Origin of the sequence: Vibrio sp. 10N.222.49.C12 (assembly GCF_041475025.1) — a bacterium.
Classification (GTDB): domain Bacteria; phylum Pseudomonadota; class Gammaproteobacteria; order Enterobacterales; family Vibrionaceae; genus Vibrio; species Vibrio crassostreae_C.
This window is the reverse complement of record NZ_JBFRVF010000049.1, coordinates 54,055-70,364: the sequence shown is the minus strand read 5'-3', so window position 1 is coordinate 70,364 and position 16,310 is coordinate 54,055. Positions and strand designations below refer to the sequence as shown.

Below are 16,310 nucleotides of genomic sequence, written 5' to 3'. Positions count from 1 at the left end.
CTGATTTAGGAAACAAAGCCCCATCGAAGCGACACACCTAAGCTTATCCCGTAAACATGGTATTTATAAGGTTGAAGTGTTTTAATATGAAAAACAGACGCTTAACGTAATAAAGAAAACCAGTTTATGCAATTTCGAGCCATTTTACTGCTATGCCTTACCCTAATAGGGTGTTCGTCCAATCAAGAGTTGGTACCCGACCCAACAACCATCACGCTATTTTATGGTGATACATCCATCGCCGCAGGTGTTTTAGAGGATAAAACATTCAATTCAGTCCTTGCCGATAGGGTTGAAAGCGTTACGTTTTCGGGCTCAATATCAAAGAAAGACTCTGGCTATTTTGTCGATATGTTAGTGATTCGAGAAACAAAAGAGCCACGTTCAACACGACAGCTTAACACCTCGCTTCTAATGAAACCGGGAGAGTTAGTAGATGTTGGCGGCGTGAATAACGATGTGTTCAGGGTAATCCTCGAGTAACAAAAATAAAGTGTTCAATTAATCTGATTTTTTGCTTTACCTCAACCTAACTTCAAGTCTTAAGCTTCTCTTACTGATTAAGAAGGAGCTTATTATGCAAAATAACTACATAAAAGAACTCGCCGTTAAAACTTACCAAGAAGACCTTCAAAAAGAGTACGTTAGATCTAAAGCTCAGCCATTCCACGCCCCAAGTTTTATCGGTGGGGTGCTGTTGTCAGTTGTGCTGGTGGGACTGTTTTAATTTATGCAGAATTTCTGATCCATTGCCAACTCTCAACATATCTATTTGCTGCACTTTAATGCTTACGGCACAATCTCTTAGGTTGAATTGTGACGCTAATGTCGAGAGGAAGTGAAGTATGGCAAGTCCAAGAGTATTAAAGTCACAGATTACTGATATTACCTGTGGCGAGAATGTCACTATCATCGAGCCAAGTAACGTTTATGGCTGTGAGCTTAAAGATGATGTGTTCGTTGGCCCCTTTGTTGAGATTCAAAAGAACACCGTGATAGGTGCGAGAAGCAAGATTCAATCTCACACCTTTATCTGTGAGTATGTGACCATTGGAAGTGACTGCTTTGTTGGTCACGGAGTCATGTTTGCCAACGACTTATTCAAAGAGGGCAAGCCAGATCCAAACCCAGACAGTTGGGGGCGAACTGTTATCGCAAATAACGTTACCATCGGTTCTAATGCGACAGTGTTGTCTGTCAGTGTTTGCGAAGGGGTGGTAATCGGTGCGGGCAGTGTGGTGACAAAAGACATCACCGAGAAAGGTATCTATGCAGGCAATCCTGCTAAGAAATTGAGAGGTTTACCGTAACCGTATTTTTTTAGCGTACCGAAATAAATTTAATATTAGTTGTTCGTGCAAAATAAGTGTCGACTCATTGCATGCTATAAACAAATTAATGCGAGTCATTTTATAAATATCGAATATTTTAGGTGTTAAATTGGCACTGTTACCTACAGTTGTTTTGCGAAGAGATTTAAGTAATGAGAAATATGACACTTAAATTAAGCATCTTGAAACAATAACTTAAGGGACAGCTAACATGCACCTAAACCAAGGAAGAGTGGCCAAGAAGGTTTTTACACTCAGTACTCTCACCGCGTCATGCTTAATGGCGTTCAACAGCTACGCGGCTGTGGATTGTTCAACGTTAGAAGCGTGGGATTCCGCCACGGTGTACACCGGTGGTGATCAGGTTTCACATGACGGCAGCGCGTACTCAGCGAATTACTGGAATCAAAATAACAACCCGAGCCAATTTGAGGGTGACTATGCACAATGGAAAAAGATTGATGTGTGTAGTGGTGGCGGAGGTGGCGGTACGCCAAATGAAGTACCAACGGCTTCATTAACGGCACCCTCTGCTTCTGACGTGATTACTGAAGGCGATAATGTTGTATTGAGTGCAACAGCACTAGATTCTGATGGCAGTGTGGCTTCGGTTGAGTTCTTTGTTGATGGCGCATCTGTTGCGGTAGTCACAGCGGCACCTTTCGAAGCGACTTGGGCTGCAACGTCGGGTAATCATCAGGTTTCTGTTGTTGCAACGGATAATGAAGGCGCAGCAAGTGTTGCAAGTGCGGTTTCTGTTTCTGTTGATTCAGCACAACCAGGGAATGAAGCACCGACAGTTTCAGTTGCACTTTCAGTGACATCTGTTGATGTTGGTGGTGTAGTCACACTGACAGCAACGGCAGCAGATAGCGATGGCACGGTTGATAAGGTTGATTTCTACGTAGCGGGTGCTCTTGTGGGCACTGCTGCAACGAGCCCTTACACGTTAGATTACACAACAACTCAAGCGGGTTCTTTAGCGGTTTACGCGAAAGCAACAGACGACCAAGGCGCGACTGCAGATTCTGCGTTGGCATCTTTGACCGTGAACGGCGCTCCAACAGTGAGCACATGTCGCCCTGATGGCTTATATCAAACTCAAGGTGTCGATGTTCCTTACTGTACAATTTACGATGATGAAGGCCGTGAGAAAATGGGTGCAGACCATCCCCGTCGTGTCATTGGTTACTTCACAAGTTGGCGTGCAGGGGATGACCCACAAGCTGCTTACCTAGTAAATGATATTCCTTGGGAACAACTCACACACATTAACTACGCTTTCGTGAGCATCGGTTCAGATGGCAAAGTAAACGTCGGTGATGTAAACGATCCAAATAACGCAGCGGTTGGTAAAGAGTGGCCGGGTGTGGAAGTTGATCCGGCATTAGGCTTCAAAGGTCACTTCGGTGCATTAGCGACAGCGAAGAAAAAACACGGCGTGAAAACGTTAATCTCAATCGGTGGTTGGGCTGAAACAGGTGGTCACTTCGCGACTGATGGCAGCCGCGTGGCTGATGGTGGTTTCTACACCATGACGACCAATGCTGATGGTTCTATCAACCATCAAGGTATCGAAACATTCGCGACTTCAGCGGTCGAAATGCTGCGTAAGTACCAGTTCGATGGTCTAGATATCGATTACGAATACCCAACTTCTATGGCTGGCGCAGGTAACCCATACGACAAAGACTTCATGGAGCCGCGTCGTCAATACCTGTGGGCGTCGTACCAAGTGTTGATGAAAGTGCTACGTGAGAAGCTCGATGCGGCGTCTGCGCAAGATGGCAATCACTACATGTTAACGATCGCAGCGCCTTCTTCTGGTTACCTATTACGCGGTATGGAAACATTCGATGTAACCAAGTACCTCGATTACGTAAACATCATGTCTTACGACCTTCACGGTGCGTGGAACGATCACGTAGGTCATAACGCAGCCTTGTTTGATACGGGTAAAGATTCAGAGCTAGCGCAGTGGAACGTATACGACACGGCGGCTTACGGTGGTATTGGTTATCTGAACACGGATTGGGCTTACCATTACTTCCGTGGTTCTATGCCAGCAGGCCGTATTAACATCGGTGTGCCTTACTACACTCGTGGTTGGCAAGGCGTAACGGGTGGTGAGAATGGTCTTTGGGGCCGAGCAGCACTGCCAAACCAATCTGAATGTTCAGCGGGTACGGGTGAAGGCGAGAAAAACAACTGTGGCCATGGCGCTATTGGTATCGACAACATGTGGCACGATACCGATCCAAAAGGTAACGAAATGGGCGCGGGTTCTAACCCTATGTGGCACGCGAAGAACCTAGAGAAGGGTATTTGGGGCTCTTACGCTGAAGCTTACAAGCTTGATCCTGTGAATGATCCTTCAGATGTTCTAACGGGCACTTACACGAGAAACTACGACAGTGTGGCGGTTGCCCCTTGGTTGTGGAACGCAGAGAAGGGCGTATTCCTTTCAACAGAAGATAAACAGTCTATCGACGTGAAAGCGGACTACGTTATCGACAAAGAGATCGGCGGCATTATGTTCTGGGAACTAGCAGGGGATTATAACTGTTATGTTCTCGATGCGAATGGCAACCGAAGCTCTATCGATACGACTGAGCAAGCGTGTAACAGCGGTAACGGTGAGTTCCACATGGGTAACACCATGACGAAAGCTATCTACGATAAGTTTAAGTCTGCAACACCATATGGAAACAAAGTAGCGACGGGTGCTATTCCAACAGAAGCGCTAGATATCGCGGTATCGGTTGGTGGCTTCAAAGTCGGTGACCAAAACTACCCAATCAACCCTAAGATCACGTTCACGAACAACACAGGGCAAGCTCTTCCGGGTGGAACTGAGTTCCAATTCGATATCCCAGTATCTGCACCTGATAACGCGAAAGATCAATCGGGTGGTGGTTTGACCGTGATTGCTTCAGGTCATACTCGCGCGGATAACATCGGTGGACTAGATGGAACCATGCACCGAGTGGCGTTTACGTTGCCGACATGGGAAGAGCTTCCTGCTGGCGGTGTGTATGAGTTAGACATGGTGTATTACTTGCCAATTTCTGGCCCTGCTAACTACGCGGTGAATGTCGGTGGCGTTGATTACGCGTTTAGCTTCGAGCAGCCAGATCTACCATTAGGTGATATCAGTTCAGGTGGCGGTAACCCTGGCGATGGTGGCACCAATCCAGGTACATGTGATACGGCAGGTTTAGCGGTTTACCCAGACTTACCTCAGAAAGATTGGGCAGGTAACCCAAGCCATGCAAACACAGGAGACCAAGTGGTTCACAACGGTAGTGTTTACCAAGCAAACTGGTGGACAAGTTCTGAACCGGGTAGCGATGGTAGCTGGACTCAAGTTTGTTCTTAATTTAATGCTAAGCAAACTATTTATAGACAATAGAGTGTAGTAATAGGTAATAAACACAAATGCTTTTAAGTCTATTTATCAGGAATTAGTATCAATTAAGTAATCAATCTAGACGTAAAATCAAAAAGCCGAACTGAATCCAGTTCGGCGTTTTTGTTATAAGTCACAGATTACGTATAGAAACCCTTAAAAATATCGACACTCGTTCAGTAAAAAATAAAAACATGATATAAAACAGTCTGTATATAAGAGAAGTCACAGCGTTACCTGAAATTATAAATCTACGGGGTAATCTTGAAAGTCAGACGTAAATACATTCTTAATTTTTCAATTGCGCTCGCCGTCGTGTCGATGATTCTTTCTGCCTTTCAATTTAATCGAACTGAAAGGTCATTGTTGGAATCTAACCAACTGTTTTTTCGTACGATTGTGAACGCGAGTTACGATATTGTCGACACCACAGTCAACGAAGCGATCAAAACCTATCTAAAAGGTGTGACTGATACCGTCGCCTCTCACGCACTGCGTGTCTCTCCAGAACAAGAAGTTGAAGAAGTCATTCGAATTGCCAACGAATTGGTGATTGGAGAGTCTGGTTATATCTACCTGATGTCACCACAAGGTATTCATCTATATCACCCGTTTTTACAAGGGAAAAATCGCGCGCATTTAACCCATATTCAACAACAACTGAGCTTACAGTCTGGAATGACCCAATACTCGCACGCCAATCCACATGAAGTTGGCAAGCGTGCGAAGGTCGCATATTCAGTGAGGCTACCGAGTGGCAATACATTGGTGGCGACCACCTATAAAGATGAACTGATGTACCTGGTTGATCTCGAAGCACTTAAAGACAAATTGAGAAAGTACTCGTATGGCGATAGTGGCTATGTATATATCGTTGATTTACAAGGCACGTTAGTCCTTCAACCTAACTTTGAACACGAGCACTTAAAAACCTTGATTGATGACTCTTCAGAGTTGCTTATCGATAAAGTCGTCGATGAACCTGAAGGTCACTTTAGTTACTCTATCTCTACGGCAGATGGCACGACGAGTAAAAACATCTTCTACAAGTTTTATCCGTATCTTAATTGGGTTATTTCTGCTGGTGTCTTAGAACAAGAGCTCAACAAGAACCACAGCTTATTGTTGGCAAGTTTGATGACGTTGGTTGTAAGTTTGTTGAGCATTATTGTCGTGTTGGTGCTTTACCTGCGGCATCGTCATCTTAGAATCTTGGATGTGGCGAGCCTCGATTACCTTACTGGGCTTCCTAGTCGACGGAGTTTTATCGAACAGCTAAAACTGAAAATTACTCAAAGGTCGCCTTATCCGCTAACAAATGTCGGTGTCATTTTGCTGGATATTGACCATTTCAAGCGGGTGAACGATCAATATGGTCATGCTCAAGGCGATAGGGTTATCTGTGAGGTCGCAAAATCACTGAAGAGATTTGTTAACCGTCGTCGTTTGATTGCACGCTATGGCGGTGAAGAGTTTATTTTGGTGACGTTTGATTGTGATGAACATGAGTTATTCGAATTATCAGAGGCGTTACGGTTATGTGTTGAGCAACTTCAAGGCTTAGTGTCGCCAGTAACAATCAGCGCTGGTTGTTGCCATGCTCAAGCACTGACTGACATTGAAACCGCTATCGATAAAGCCGACAAAGCGCTTTATCAAGCAAAAGAGAGTGGACGTAACAACACTCAAGCGTATCGAGAGAACGAATATCACGTTGCTTACATGTGATCGGTTGAAAGCCTCATTGAATTGAAAAGTTTTGTTCACACAAATCGAGCTCTTGAGAACGACAAACACAAAAAAGCCCAAATAGATCGCTCTATTTGGGCTTTTTCAGAATTATTTGAAAGGCTAATCGTTAATTTAAGCTTTCGCTGCTTTCATCGCTTCCGTTTTTTTTTCCTTTTGCATTTTTGCAAGGAAGTAGATGTTTACACAAGCGATAAAACCGTTGGTGGCTGCAACTGGCCATGCGTCAATCATGATGCCGTATGCTGTGAAGAGTGCACAGCCAATAAAGTTAAGGACACGCAGACGAACGATATCTTTCATTGTTAATGAAATTGCGACCATAATAGACGCAGCGTAACCTAAAATTTCAACCATATTGAATTCCATTGTTTGACCCTCTTAAATTTGCCGATACTTTGTCGGTACCAATTCTTCTCTTCATGAGATGATTGAGGAAGCTCCGTGCCTCGAATGGTCTGGTTTTGTTTAACGGGGAGAACTATACCAACTCTGTTTTTGTGATTAAACCCCCAAAACAGACAGAGGTGAAGGTTAGCGATTACGCAAACGTTTAATGACCTTTCTATTAACATAATTACTATTTATGTTGGAGGTTGAATTGATAGTTATTCTTATATAGGTAAGGAAGCCTCGAATGATAAAACGATCCATTTGTGCAACAAAAAGCATAAAAAAAGCAGCACTATTGGCTTTGATGGCTATTGGGCTGACCGCATGCTCTACGCAAGAAATACCACCCACACACAATTATGGTGTGGTCACTAGCGGTGACTTTGGTTTCATGAAACACGGCGTGATGACGTACTCCTGGCACCCTGAGTCAGAAAAGGTTTACCTTTCTCAAAAATACGATGAAACCGTGGTAACCGATTTAGTGCGTGATTCGATTCAAGAACAGCTCTCAAGTAAAGGTTATCAGTTAAAGCAGGATGGTGTCGGTGATGTTGTTGTAGGCTTTGGATTAGCGGAAGAATCGGAACTGAACGATGAGTCTATCTTCGATGCGATTAAGCTATCTACTGGTGTGCCATTTTACGATGGTGAAGGTAAAGTCGCGGAGAAAGGGTCGTTGTACATTGCGTTTTTCGTACCTAACTCAGAGGTCGTACAATGGCAAGCATTAGCACAGTCTGGCATCCAACCTGATTTAGAGCCAAGCGAGAGCAAACAGCGTATTACTGGCTTTGTTGAAATGTTATTTAGACGCATGCCTGAGCGATAGCATTAGGCGTTGAATGCATTCGTGGAGTAAATATTAGTTGTGGAAAATATGGTCAGATCGCAGATTATACTTTTTTATTTGTAACGAATGGTACAAATACGTAAAGCAACGTAAAGTTCGCGCTTCTTTTGCTAGCATTTGTCTATACTGCTCAAAACGTTAACTTAGGTTTGATTCAATGAAACTGTTTTCCAAATACTCTCTCCCTCTATTAAGTATATTCATTGTAAGTAACGCCGCGATGGTAAGTAATGCAGCTATCGCAGCACCTTCTATAGTACCAAGCCCACCTAGCCTAGGCGCAAAAGGGTATGTGTTAATTGATTTTAATTCTGGTGATGTGCTGGTAGAAAAAAACGCACATACGAAGTTAAACCCAGCAAGCTTGACCAAACTGATGACCAGTTATGTGGCAGGTCAAGAGATGAAGCGAGGCAACATCTCTGCTGATGATCAGGTACGAATCAGTGAGAACGCGTGGGCGAAGAACTTCCCAGACTCTTCAAAAATGTTCATCGAAGTAAACACCGATGTAGCAATGATGGATCTTTATCGTGGCTTGATTATTCAATCCGGTAATGATGCTAGCGTTGCGATTGCAGAGCATGTTGCAGGCTCACAAGATGCATTCGTTGACCTGATGAACTCTTGGGCTACCTCTCTGAAGCTAGAAAACACCCATTTTGCCAATGCACATGGTTTGGATGCAGACGACCTCTATTCGACTCCTTACGATATCGCGTTACTCGGTCGTGCCATTATTCGTGATTTACCGGATGTGTATGGCTTATACAGCGAACGCTCTTTCAGTTACAACGGCATCACTCAACATAACCGTAATGGCTTGTTGCGTGATAGAAGCTTAACCGTTGATGGCATGAAAACGGGCTACACCTCTGGTGCTGGCTACAGTTTGGCGAGTTCAGCGACACAAGGTGAGATGAGACTTATCGCGGTTGTGATGGGCGCATCAAGCGTTAAGAGCCGTGAATCAGACAGCAAACAGCTGTTGAGCTACGGTTTCCGTTTCTTCGATACACTAAACCCGCATAAAGGCGGCGATCAAGTGGCTGAAGAGAAGGTATGGTTTGGTGAGCAAGACACATTGAAATTAGGTGTGGCAGAAGACACGTTCATTACGTTGCCTAAGTCAGACAGTAAAAAGCTGACTGCATCTATCGAGCTTAACTCTGAACTGAAAGCGCCAATTGCAGAAGGTCAAACTCTAGGTGTGGTTCATTACACCGTTGATGGCGAAGATGTTCAAACTCAGCCTTTGATCGCGCTTGAAGCGGTTGAACAGGGCGGTTTGTTCAAACGTTTAATAGACTACGTTAAGCTGTTCTTCGCGAGCCTGTTCTAAATAGAGCCTGTGGCGATAAGCCGCGCTGAAAAGTCGAAATATTATGGGTGTTGTGAGTGAATCACAGCGCCCTTTGTTATTTCTACATCAATGAAAACGCCGCGCCGCACTATCTTTATTAGCCGTAGCGGACGGTTTCGATTACTATACGCAAAATTTAGCAGTGTAGTCACTTATGACGATAGATATAAAGAACGTAACCGAACCCGAAGTAACCTGTGCAAATTGTCAGGCATGCTGTTGTCGTTTAGAGGTTATGATCATCACAGATACGGGCGTACCTGAAGAGCACATCGCTTATGATGAATGGGGCGGTGAAACCATGAAGCGCTTAGACGACGGCTGGTGTTCTGCGGTAGATAGAGAAACACTGATGTGTACTATCTACGAAAACCGACCATGGATCTGTCGCGAGTTCGAAATGGGCTCTTTCGAATGTGTTGACCAGCGCAAAGATGTGATGGGCTAGGCGTCTGCAGTATTGAACTCAGTAACTAAAGTACGCTAATGAACTGTGATAACCACATTAAAATTAAATATCAGGGTTCTATACCTTAAGCAGTTGTAGAACCTTGATGCGTTTTATGAGATCAAATATTGAGTGAGATAAGAGTCTTAGCTCGATAAGTTAGAGTTTAGAACTCGGAAGGTACTTCAAACTCCATCCATTCACCGGTTGTCGGGTGAATCAACTTTAAGTAGCCAGCGTGCAGGTGTAAGCGCTCGCGTTTGTATCCGTATAAGTCGTCACCACGAATAGGTACACCAAGCCCTAATGGATGAGCACAGTGCACTCGCAGCTGGTGGGTTCGCCCTGTTTTAGGGTACAAGTGAACCTTGGTTTTGCCATTGTGAGTGCTAACCACTTGCCAATGGGTCTCTGCATTTCGGCCGTGTTGGTGACAAACTAGTTGTCTTGGTCTGTCCGTGATGTCGCCGCGCAAAGGAAGGCTGATATTGCCAGATTCGCCCGTTATCTCGCCATCTAACAAAGCGGTGTAGCGTTTCTCTACGGTTCTATTAATGAACTGCTTCTGAATATGCTTGTTTGATTCCGCCGTGAGCGCCAAGATCAACAAACCTGACGTCGACATATCCAACCTATGGATAATCAAAGGACCAGTCGCATCCGGGTAACGCGCTTTTATGCGGGTATAAACTGAATCTTCGATGAACTTACCGGGAACCGACAAGAACTCTTCAGGCTTATTGACGACTACGATTTCATCGTCTTCATAAACAATATTAAAAGACTTACCAACCGCAGGGTTCACGATAAGCGGGTTATCTTCTAGCTCTATGCCACTTAACTGGTGTTCGAGGATCTCAAAGCTTTTACTCTGACAAACAGGGTAGAGGTTTGCGTGTTGTCGAATGATGTCTGTAGGCGGTAATCCCCACCAAAACTCAGATAATGCTAACGGCTTGAACCCGTGTTCAAACGCAAAGTTAAGCAACTTAGGTAGGCAGCAGTCACCAGAGCCTTCAAGCGCGTCTTTAACATCGAGCAACTCGAGTAAATTCTTAGATTGCTTGGCTTGATTGATAAAGCGATAGTGAGAGAGGCGTTGAGTTTCCAACTGTTGTGAAACTGCTTGGTGATCTTGCTTACGGTTTTTCAGTTCGCTTTCAATCAAATCAATTTGTGATTGGCGCTCTGCGATCTTCTGTTTCCACTCAATACGAAGTGCTTTTAGGTCACGTTTCTCTTGGCTACTTTGATTGCCCAGTTGTTTGAGCAAATTCGCCGCTGACTCTAGATTCCCTAATGCTTTTTCTTGATTGGCTTGTTCTCTGAGTTCGTTACGCTGAGCTTTGTTTGCGGCCATTGCTAACTGAAAGGCTTCGATAGCTTTTGCTGATTCGATTTTTAACCCTTCAAGCTCGGCCAATAATGTGTCTAGATTGTGCGACTGTTGCAGCTTTTCAATGTCGTCCGAGAGCTGCAATTGTCGAGCAAGGTTCGCACTGTTTTGAGATTGAAACTGTTTTGAATCGAAGGCTGGTGGAACAAAGTGAATGTTGTTTAACTGAGAGACCAAAGCCGGATCTAACTGCAAGCCTGAAAACGCAGAAAGGTAACCTAACCCTTGTGTGGTTGGATTCTGAACAAGAAGCACAGCGTAGAGATTACCTTGCGAGGTTTCATTCACACCACAGTCGACAAGTGATTGCTGAAGCTGCAGCATAGCGAATTCACACACAGGGTGCGGGGTATAGTAATACGGAAACGTAAAACGAGTCGGTAGCGCTAAATCGACATTCGTGTTTGCTAGGTGCAGAGGTGTGTATTGAGCGACGTTTGTTGGCATTAAGATCAAACTCTATGGCTGTTCAGTTAGAGTTCGGTATTGTTGTCGAAATGAAGACAAATGAGAAGCCAAAGCAGAAGATAAATCGGCTTTGGCTTCATTTCGTTTCTTGTGTTTACTCTAGCAAGCACGTGTTTGAGTGAAACTCGATCAGTTCGAGTGTTCTAGCTCTACTTGCTCAGCTTTTTGGTAAGCAGGGTGGCTCTTTAAAAGTTCACCGTATTTAGCGATGTTAGGGTAAAGCGCAGTTGCACCAAAGTTACCAACGATTTCTACGATGAACGACATCATAAAATCTGCACCTGTTAGTGTGTCTGCAACCAAGTAGGTTTTACCTTCAAGTGCATTATTCACGTAAGTTAAGATCTTTTGGTTTTCATCGTCTGCATAACCGCCTAGGAAGTTAGTTTCGTAGCCGTCCTTCATTACAAAGATCTTAAGCAGCATTGGCAAAATACCTGAACTCTCAGCGAAGTGAAGCCATTGCGAATACTCAACGTAGTTTGCGGTGCCGCGTGTAGGTGCGAACTTACCCTGACCGTATTTGTCGATTAGGTATTCCGTGATAGCACCAGATTCAGTGATCACGACGCCATCGTCTTCAATGACAGGAGATTTACCCAATGGGTGAATGGATTTGAGTTCTGGTGGTGCAAGAAAAGTGACACTGTCTCGTTGGTAGGGTTTGATTTGGTAATCTACCCCAAGCTCTTCCAATAGCCAGATGATGCGCTTTGAGCGCGACTTATTCAGGTGATGCAAAGTAATCATGATTCTACCTAGTTAACGGGTTCAGTTTATTGAATTTATTTAGCTTCGTTCGTTTTGATAACAAGCTTACCGAAGTTCTGACCTTCCAATAGGCCCATGAATGCTTGTGGCGCATTTTCTAGACCTTCAACAAGGTGCTCACGATAGTGCATCTTGCCTTGAGATAGCCATTCTGTCATTTGAACAGCAAACTCGTTGTAACGGTGCGCGTAGTCATCAAAGATGATGAAACCTTGCATCTTAATTCGTTTAACCAGCAACATACCCATCAAGCTAGACATGCGATCTGGGCCTTCAGGCAGTGAAGTCGCATTGTATTGAGAAATAAGACCACACACAGGAATACGAGCACCTGTGTTAAGTAGAGGCATTACTGCATCGAATACTTTGCCCCCAACGTTTTCAAAGTAAACATCGATGCCGTTGTCACACGCTTTAGCCAGTTGCTCTGCGAAGTCGTCAGCTTTGTGGTCAATACATTCATCAAAGCCAAGAACCTCTTTCGCGTATTGGCACTTCTCTTGACCGCCTGCAACGCCGATAACACGACAACCTTTTAGTTTGCCGATTTGTCCAACGGTTGCGCCTACAGCGCCTGTTGCTGCTGCAACGACTAGCGTGTCGCCTTCTTTAGGTTGGCCGATATCAAGCAAGCCCATGTAAGCAGTAAAACCAGGCATACCCATGATGCCAAGCGCGTAAGAAGGGTGCGTTGGTTCTTTACCTAGTTTGATAAGGCCTTCACCGTTAGACACACCAAGATCTTGCCAACCTGTGTAAGCCAGTACCCACTCGCCAATTTCGTAATCAGCGTGGTTTGATTCTTCAACCTGACATACGGTTGCGCCTACCATCACTTCATCAATCGCAACGGGATCTGCGTAGGATTTAGCATCGCTCATACGACCACGCATGTATGGGTCTAGAGAAAGGTAAACTGAGCGAAGTAACATCTCGCCGTCTTTGATGCTTGGCGCAGCTATTGTCTCTAAACGGAAGTTGTCTTGAGTCGGTGCGCCAACTGGGCGAGAAGCCAATACGATTCGGCGATTGTCTTGTTGAGTCATTGGATGTCCTTAATTGTGTATTTTATACATTTAGAATTAGACCAGTCGTCTAGTCTTGTTGTCTAAAAATCCCGCCGTCATCAAATTGATAAGAGGGCGGGTGATTTTTTTAAGTTAAAGCCAATAAAGCGCGCTGCGCGTTATTAGCTTTCACCTTTTAAAATTCGTTCGGTAAGGCTCAAAGCTGACTGTAAGCTATGTGAGCTTTGGCTCAGCTTGCTCAATAAGCTGGCGCCTAACCACATTGAGTATAGGTTCTGAGCTGCTTCTTGGCTCTCTTCAACCTTTATGGAGCCATCTTCAATACCGCCGACAATGCACTGTTCGATGGTATTCGTCACTTTTTCTGCACCCTTTAATAGCGCTTGGCGCATAGGATCAGAAAGATCAGAAACTTCCGCGCTGAGTTTAACGACCAAGCATTTATGAGCATTGCAGGTGCCGTTTTCAATCTGTGACCATCGAGTGAAATAACTGACAATTCTCTGGTAATGGTTGCCTTCACCATGAACCAAAATAGTTTCAACTCTGCTGATGTAGGTCTCAAAATAGTGCTGGATCAGAGCCTCGCCAAATTGCTCTTTCGATTTAAAGTAGTGGTAAAACGACCCTTTCGGCACGTCCGCTTCTTTAAGCAATTGCGATAAGCCAACGCCGTTAAAGCCGTTGTTCACTATTAATTGGTAGCCAACATCTAAAACATGCAGGCGTGTGTCATTCGTTTTTTCGTTCATGGGCGGTACTATAAGTTAAATTAGACCAGTCGTCTAGTGGTCGGTTTTCGAGGGTATATTTGGTCGTTGTTACAGTAGCTAAATAGCTAAATAGCTCAATATCTAAAGAGGCTTCAAATGTTCAGATATAAAAAAGCCCCGACATAGCGCGTATGTTGGGGCTTAAATCAGTAACTTCGATTATTTGATAGAGATGAGTTCTACATCAAAAATCAGAGTCGATGATGGTGGGATAGGGCCTGAACCGCCTTTACCGTAAGCTAGAGTGCTTGGAATAAATAGACGAACTTTTTGGCCTTCAACCATGTAAGTCAAACCTTCTTGCCAGCCTTTAATTACTTGCTTAAGAGCAAATGAGATTGGCTCGCCGCGCTCAACAGAGCTGTCGAAAACAGTGCCGTCGATTAGCGTACCGTGGTAGTGAACCGTTACTTTGCTGTTCTTAGTTGGGTGCTCTGTGCCTGTACCTTCTTCAAGAACAAGGTATTGAAGACCGCTTTCAGTCGTAATCACGCCTTCTTTAGTGCCGTTTTCAATTAGAAATTGTTGGCCTTGTTCGAAGTTTTCTCCGCCAGACTTATGATTCGTCCAAGTACGGTAAATCATGAAACCCGCCAAAAGAAAGACAATGACCGGGATGACAAATTTAGACATAGTAAAACCTATTTATATTGAGTGCTGAATTTCGTAGTTAATACAAAATGTGTTAATCAGTTGACTAAAGCCATGATTATGGTTGAGTCAAAAGGTAGTTGATCGTTTTTGCAATGCCAGCAACGTCTTGGTGACCTGCTGTTAGTACTTGGTATTTACCGTTGATGATAAAGGTTGGTACTGAGTTGATCTGACCTTTTACTGAGATCTCTTCTGCTTGCTTAACGTAGTCGAAAAGAGCGACTTGCTGTTCTTTATTCAGCTGGTATGGGCTAACCAAACCACGAGAAGTAAACGCTGTCTCTAGTGCTTGTTGACGCTGCTCAGGTGTTGCATCTGCACCCATTTGAACGGCACCAAATAGGTCGTCCATGAATGCGTGGTCAGGCGTCGCATCAAGCTGCATCACTGCTGTGTAGTAGATCATTGCGCTGATTTGAGCGCTTTCGTTGAACGTCACGTGCATCTTGCCAATAGTTTGGTCTGTTAGAGATTCAATCTCTGGAATGGCACTTTCCATTTGACGGCAGTGACCACAGTTAAGAGAGAAGATTTCAGTGATCGGAGACAAGTTAAATTCTGTTAGAGCAGTAGGAAGCGCTTCGTATTGAACGCCTTTTTGTGGCTCGTCTGTTTCACTACAACCCGCGATAATGAGTACGGCAGCGAGTGCTGTGATGAATTTAGTAAATGGTTTAAACATAATGTTTGCTCTAGCGTTGAGAAGTCGTGAGATTCTAACTATTTAGTACGAATTGGAAAACAATTATAAGGTAAATAAATGCAAACAGTTCGAACTAGCGGCTGAAGACAAGCTAGTAGACGGTTAACTGTGATCAACAGCACTTTTTTGGGTTCTGCTTTCTTTTCGTCTAAAGTTTTTCCCTCGGTGCCGATATAGACATTAGTGAATGGTTTATCTGCATGAGTGGTTGGTGAAGTAATGAGATATTTAGCGATAATGTTAAGCATAGCTTTGGCTGGGTGTGAAGCCACGTCACCAACTGACTTACTTGGCGGTGACATGCTAGAGACTGCACCACAAACCGATTACGACTTGATGCATCCTGAATGGGGTGTGGTTCAAACGACTCATGTAGCAAGCAATCGTGGGTACTCTATCCAGAGTAGCACTCATCAACACAGAACCATCACGACCAACTACGGACGTGGCGTTTCGACTAACGACCCACTGGAAGTCTTTTTAAGACAAAACCGCATCGATTTTGAAGTGTTGCCGGGTAACCATGTGATGGTAAAGCTTGAGCAGCACGTGAACTTTAAAACAGGTTCAGCATTCCCTGAGCCAGCGTATAATCAATGGCTAGATACGCTAGGCAGCTACCTTGCTCAACGCCAAGATATTGATGTGGTGATTGAAGGGCACACCGATAACACGGGCACAGATCGAATCAATGATCCGCTTTCAGAGCAGCGAGCAAAAGAAGTGAAGGCTCGATTAGAGAGTAACTACGTATCAAGTCGTTCCATCTATACTCGTGGCTTCGGTGAGTATGTTCCAGCTTGTACGAACGCTTCTGCGCAAGGCAAGGCGTGTAACCGCCGTGTTGAATTGATGCTGATTGTCACGAAGTAGTCGTTTGAACTTTCGCGCCCAATTTGAAGCGATTAACGCCAAATAACAGACATAAAAAATCCCTCACATTCGAGGGATTTTTTGTATCTGACTTTTGT

General features: G+C 44.4%; 16 protein-coding genes. 9 read left to right on the top strand and 7 right to left on the bottom strand.

Annotated features, from left to right (window positions below):
• Positions 1 to 126: 126 nt before the first annotated feature.
• The 5 genes from AB4583_RS15595 (at position 127) to AB4583_RS15575 (ending at position 6,468) form a co-directional block, all read left to right on the top strand.
• Positions 127 to 483, top strand: a complete 357-nt coding sequence (locus AB4583_RS15595; RefSeq protein ID WP_017062659.1) for a hypothetical protein — start codon at positions 127 to 129, stop codon at positions 481 to 483.
• 94 nt (positions 484 to 577) lie between these two features.
• Entirely contained in the window at positions 578 to 727 is a 150-nt protein-coding gene (locus AB4583_RS15590) for a hypothetical protein (protein WP_017067591.1), read from the top strand.
• A gap of 118 nt (positions 728 to 845) precedes the next feature.
• Positions 846 to 1,310 carry an acyltransferase gene (locus AB4583_RS15585; RefSeq protein WP_372052159.1) on the top strand — a complete coding sequence of 155 codons (465 nt, stop codon included), beginning with the start codon at positions 846 to 848 and terminating at the stop codon, positions 1,308 to 1,310.
• 232 nt (positions 1,311 to 1,542) lie between these two features.
• Positions 1,543 to 4,710, top strand: a complete 3,168-nt coding sequence (locus AB4583_RS15580) for a chitinase C-terminal domain-containing protein (RefSeq protein WP_017072213.1) — start codon at positions 1,543 to 1,545, stop codon at positions 4,708 to 4,710.
• A 294-nt stretch (positions 4,711 to 5,004) separates the two neighbouring features.
• The gene (locus AB4583_RS15575) at positions 5,005 to 6,468 is read left to right on the top strand and encodes a diguanylate cyclase domain-containing protein (protein ID WP_372118166.1); all 1,464 of its coding nucleotides are present in this window, start codon (positions 5,005 to 5,007) and stop codon (positions 6,466 to 6,468) included.
• A gap of 135 nt (positions 6,469 to 6,603) precedes the next feature.
• Here AB4583_RS15575 and AB4583_RS15570 read toward each other — a convergent pair whose 3' ends face one another.
• Positions 6,604 to 6,858: a YgjV family protein gene (locus tag AB4583_RS15570; protein WP_017068159.1), complete on the bottom strand. Its 255-nt coding sequence runs from the start codon at positions 6,856 to 6,858 to the stop codon at positions 6,604 to 6,606.
• Between the two features lie 268 nt (positions 6,859 to 7,126).
• On the opposite strand from AB4583_RS15570, the gene AB4583_RS15565 reads away from it, so the two are divergent.
• The 3 genes from AB4583_RS15565 (at position 7,127) to AB4583_RS15555 (ending at position 9,546) form a co-directional block, all read left to right on the top strand.
• Positions 7,127 to 7,714: a DUF4136 domain-containing protein gene (locus AB4583_RS15565; protein ID WP_017064475.1), complete on the top strand. Its 588-nt coding sequence runs from the start codon at positions 7,127 to 7,129 to the stop codon at positions 7,712 to 7,714.
• Between the two features lie 178 nt (positions 7,715 to 7,892).
• Positions 7,893 to 9,077, top strand: coding sequence for a D-alanyl-D-alanine carboxypeptidase family protein (locus tag AB4583_RS15560; RefSeq protein ID WP_017064476.1), 1,185 nt, complete (start codon positions 7,893 to 7,895; stop codon positions 9,075 to 9,077).
• Between the two features lie 175 nt (positions 9,078 to 9,252).
• Positions 9,253 to 9,546 (top strand): YkgJ family cysteine cluster protein, encoded by a 294-nt coding sequence (locus tag AB4583_RS15555; protein WP_080582263.1) that lies wholly within the window; start codon positions 9,253 to 9,255, stop codon positions 9,544 to 9,546.
• Positions 9,547 to 9,712: 166 nt separating this feature from the next.
• Here AB4583_RS15555 and AB4583_RS15550 read toward each other — a convergent pair whose 3' ends face one another.
• From AB4583_RS15550 to AB4583_RS15525, 6 genes are all read right to left on the bottom strand, one after another.
• The gene (locus tag AB4583_RS15550; RefSeq protein ID WP_372118162.1) at positions 9,713 to 11,389 is read right to left on the bottom strand and encodes a pseudouridine synthase; all 1,677 of its coding nucleotides are present in this window, start codon (positions 11,387 to 11,389) and stop codon (positions 9,713 to 9,715) included.
• Positions 11,390 to 11,539: 150 nt separating this feature from the next.
• Entirely contained in the window at positions 11,540 to 12,160 is a 621-nt protein-coding gene (locus tag AB4583_RS15545; protein WP_372118159.1) for a glutathione S-transferase family protein, read from the bottom strand.
• Between the two features lie 35 nt (positions 12,161 to 12,195).
• Positions 12,196 to 13,227, bottom strand: a complete 1,032-nt coding sequence (locus AB4583_RS15540) for an NADP-dependent oxidoreductase (RefSeq protein WP_017064480.1) — start codon at positions 13,225 to 13,227, stop codon at positions 12,196 to 12,198.
• Positions 13,228 to 13,370: 143 nt separating this feature from the next.
• Positions 13,371 to 13,961, bottom strand: a complete 591-nt coding sequence (locus AB4583_RS15535; RefSeq protein WP_017062643.1) for a TetR/AcrR family transcriptional regulator — start codon at positions 13,959 to 13,961, stop codon at positions 13,371 to 13,373.
• Positions 13,962 to 14,141: 180 nt separating this feature from the next.
• Positions 14,142 to 14,615, bottom strand: a complete 474-nt coding sequence (locus AB4583_RS15530; protein ID WP_017062642.1) for an FKBP-type peptidyl-prolyl cis-trans isomerase — start codon at positions 14,613 to 14,615, stop codon at positions 14,142 to 14,144.
• 76 nt (positions 14,616 to 14,691) lie between these two features.
• The gene (locus tag AB4583_RS15525; RefSeq protein WP_017062641.1) at positions 14,692 to 15,318 is read right to left on the bottom strand and encodes a thioredoxin domain-containing protein; all 627 of its coding nucleotides are present in this window, start codon (positions 15,316 to 15,318) and stop codon (positions 14,692 to 14,694) included.
• 258 nt (positions 15,319 to 15,576) lie between these two features.
• On the opposite strand from AB4583_RS15525, the gene AB4583_RS15520 reads away from it, so the two are divergent.
• The gene (locus AB4583_RS15520) at positions 15,577 to 16,212 is read left to right on the top strand and encodes an OmpA family protein (RefSeq protein ID WP_029235219.1); all 636 of its coding nucleotides are present in this window, start codon (positions 15,577 to 15,579) and stop codon (positions 16,210 to 16,212) included.
• The last annotated feature ends 98 nt before the right edge of the window (positions 16,213 to 16,310 follow it).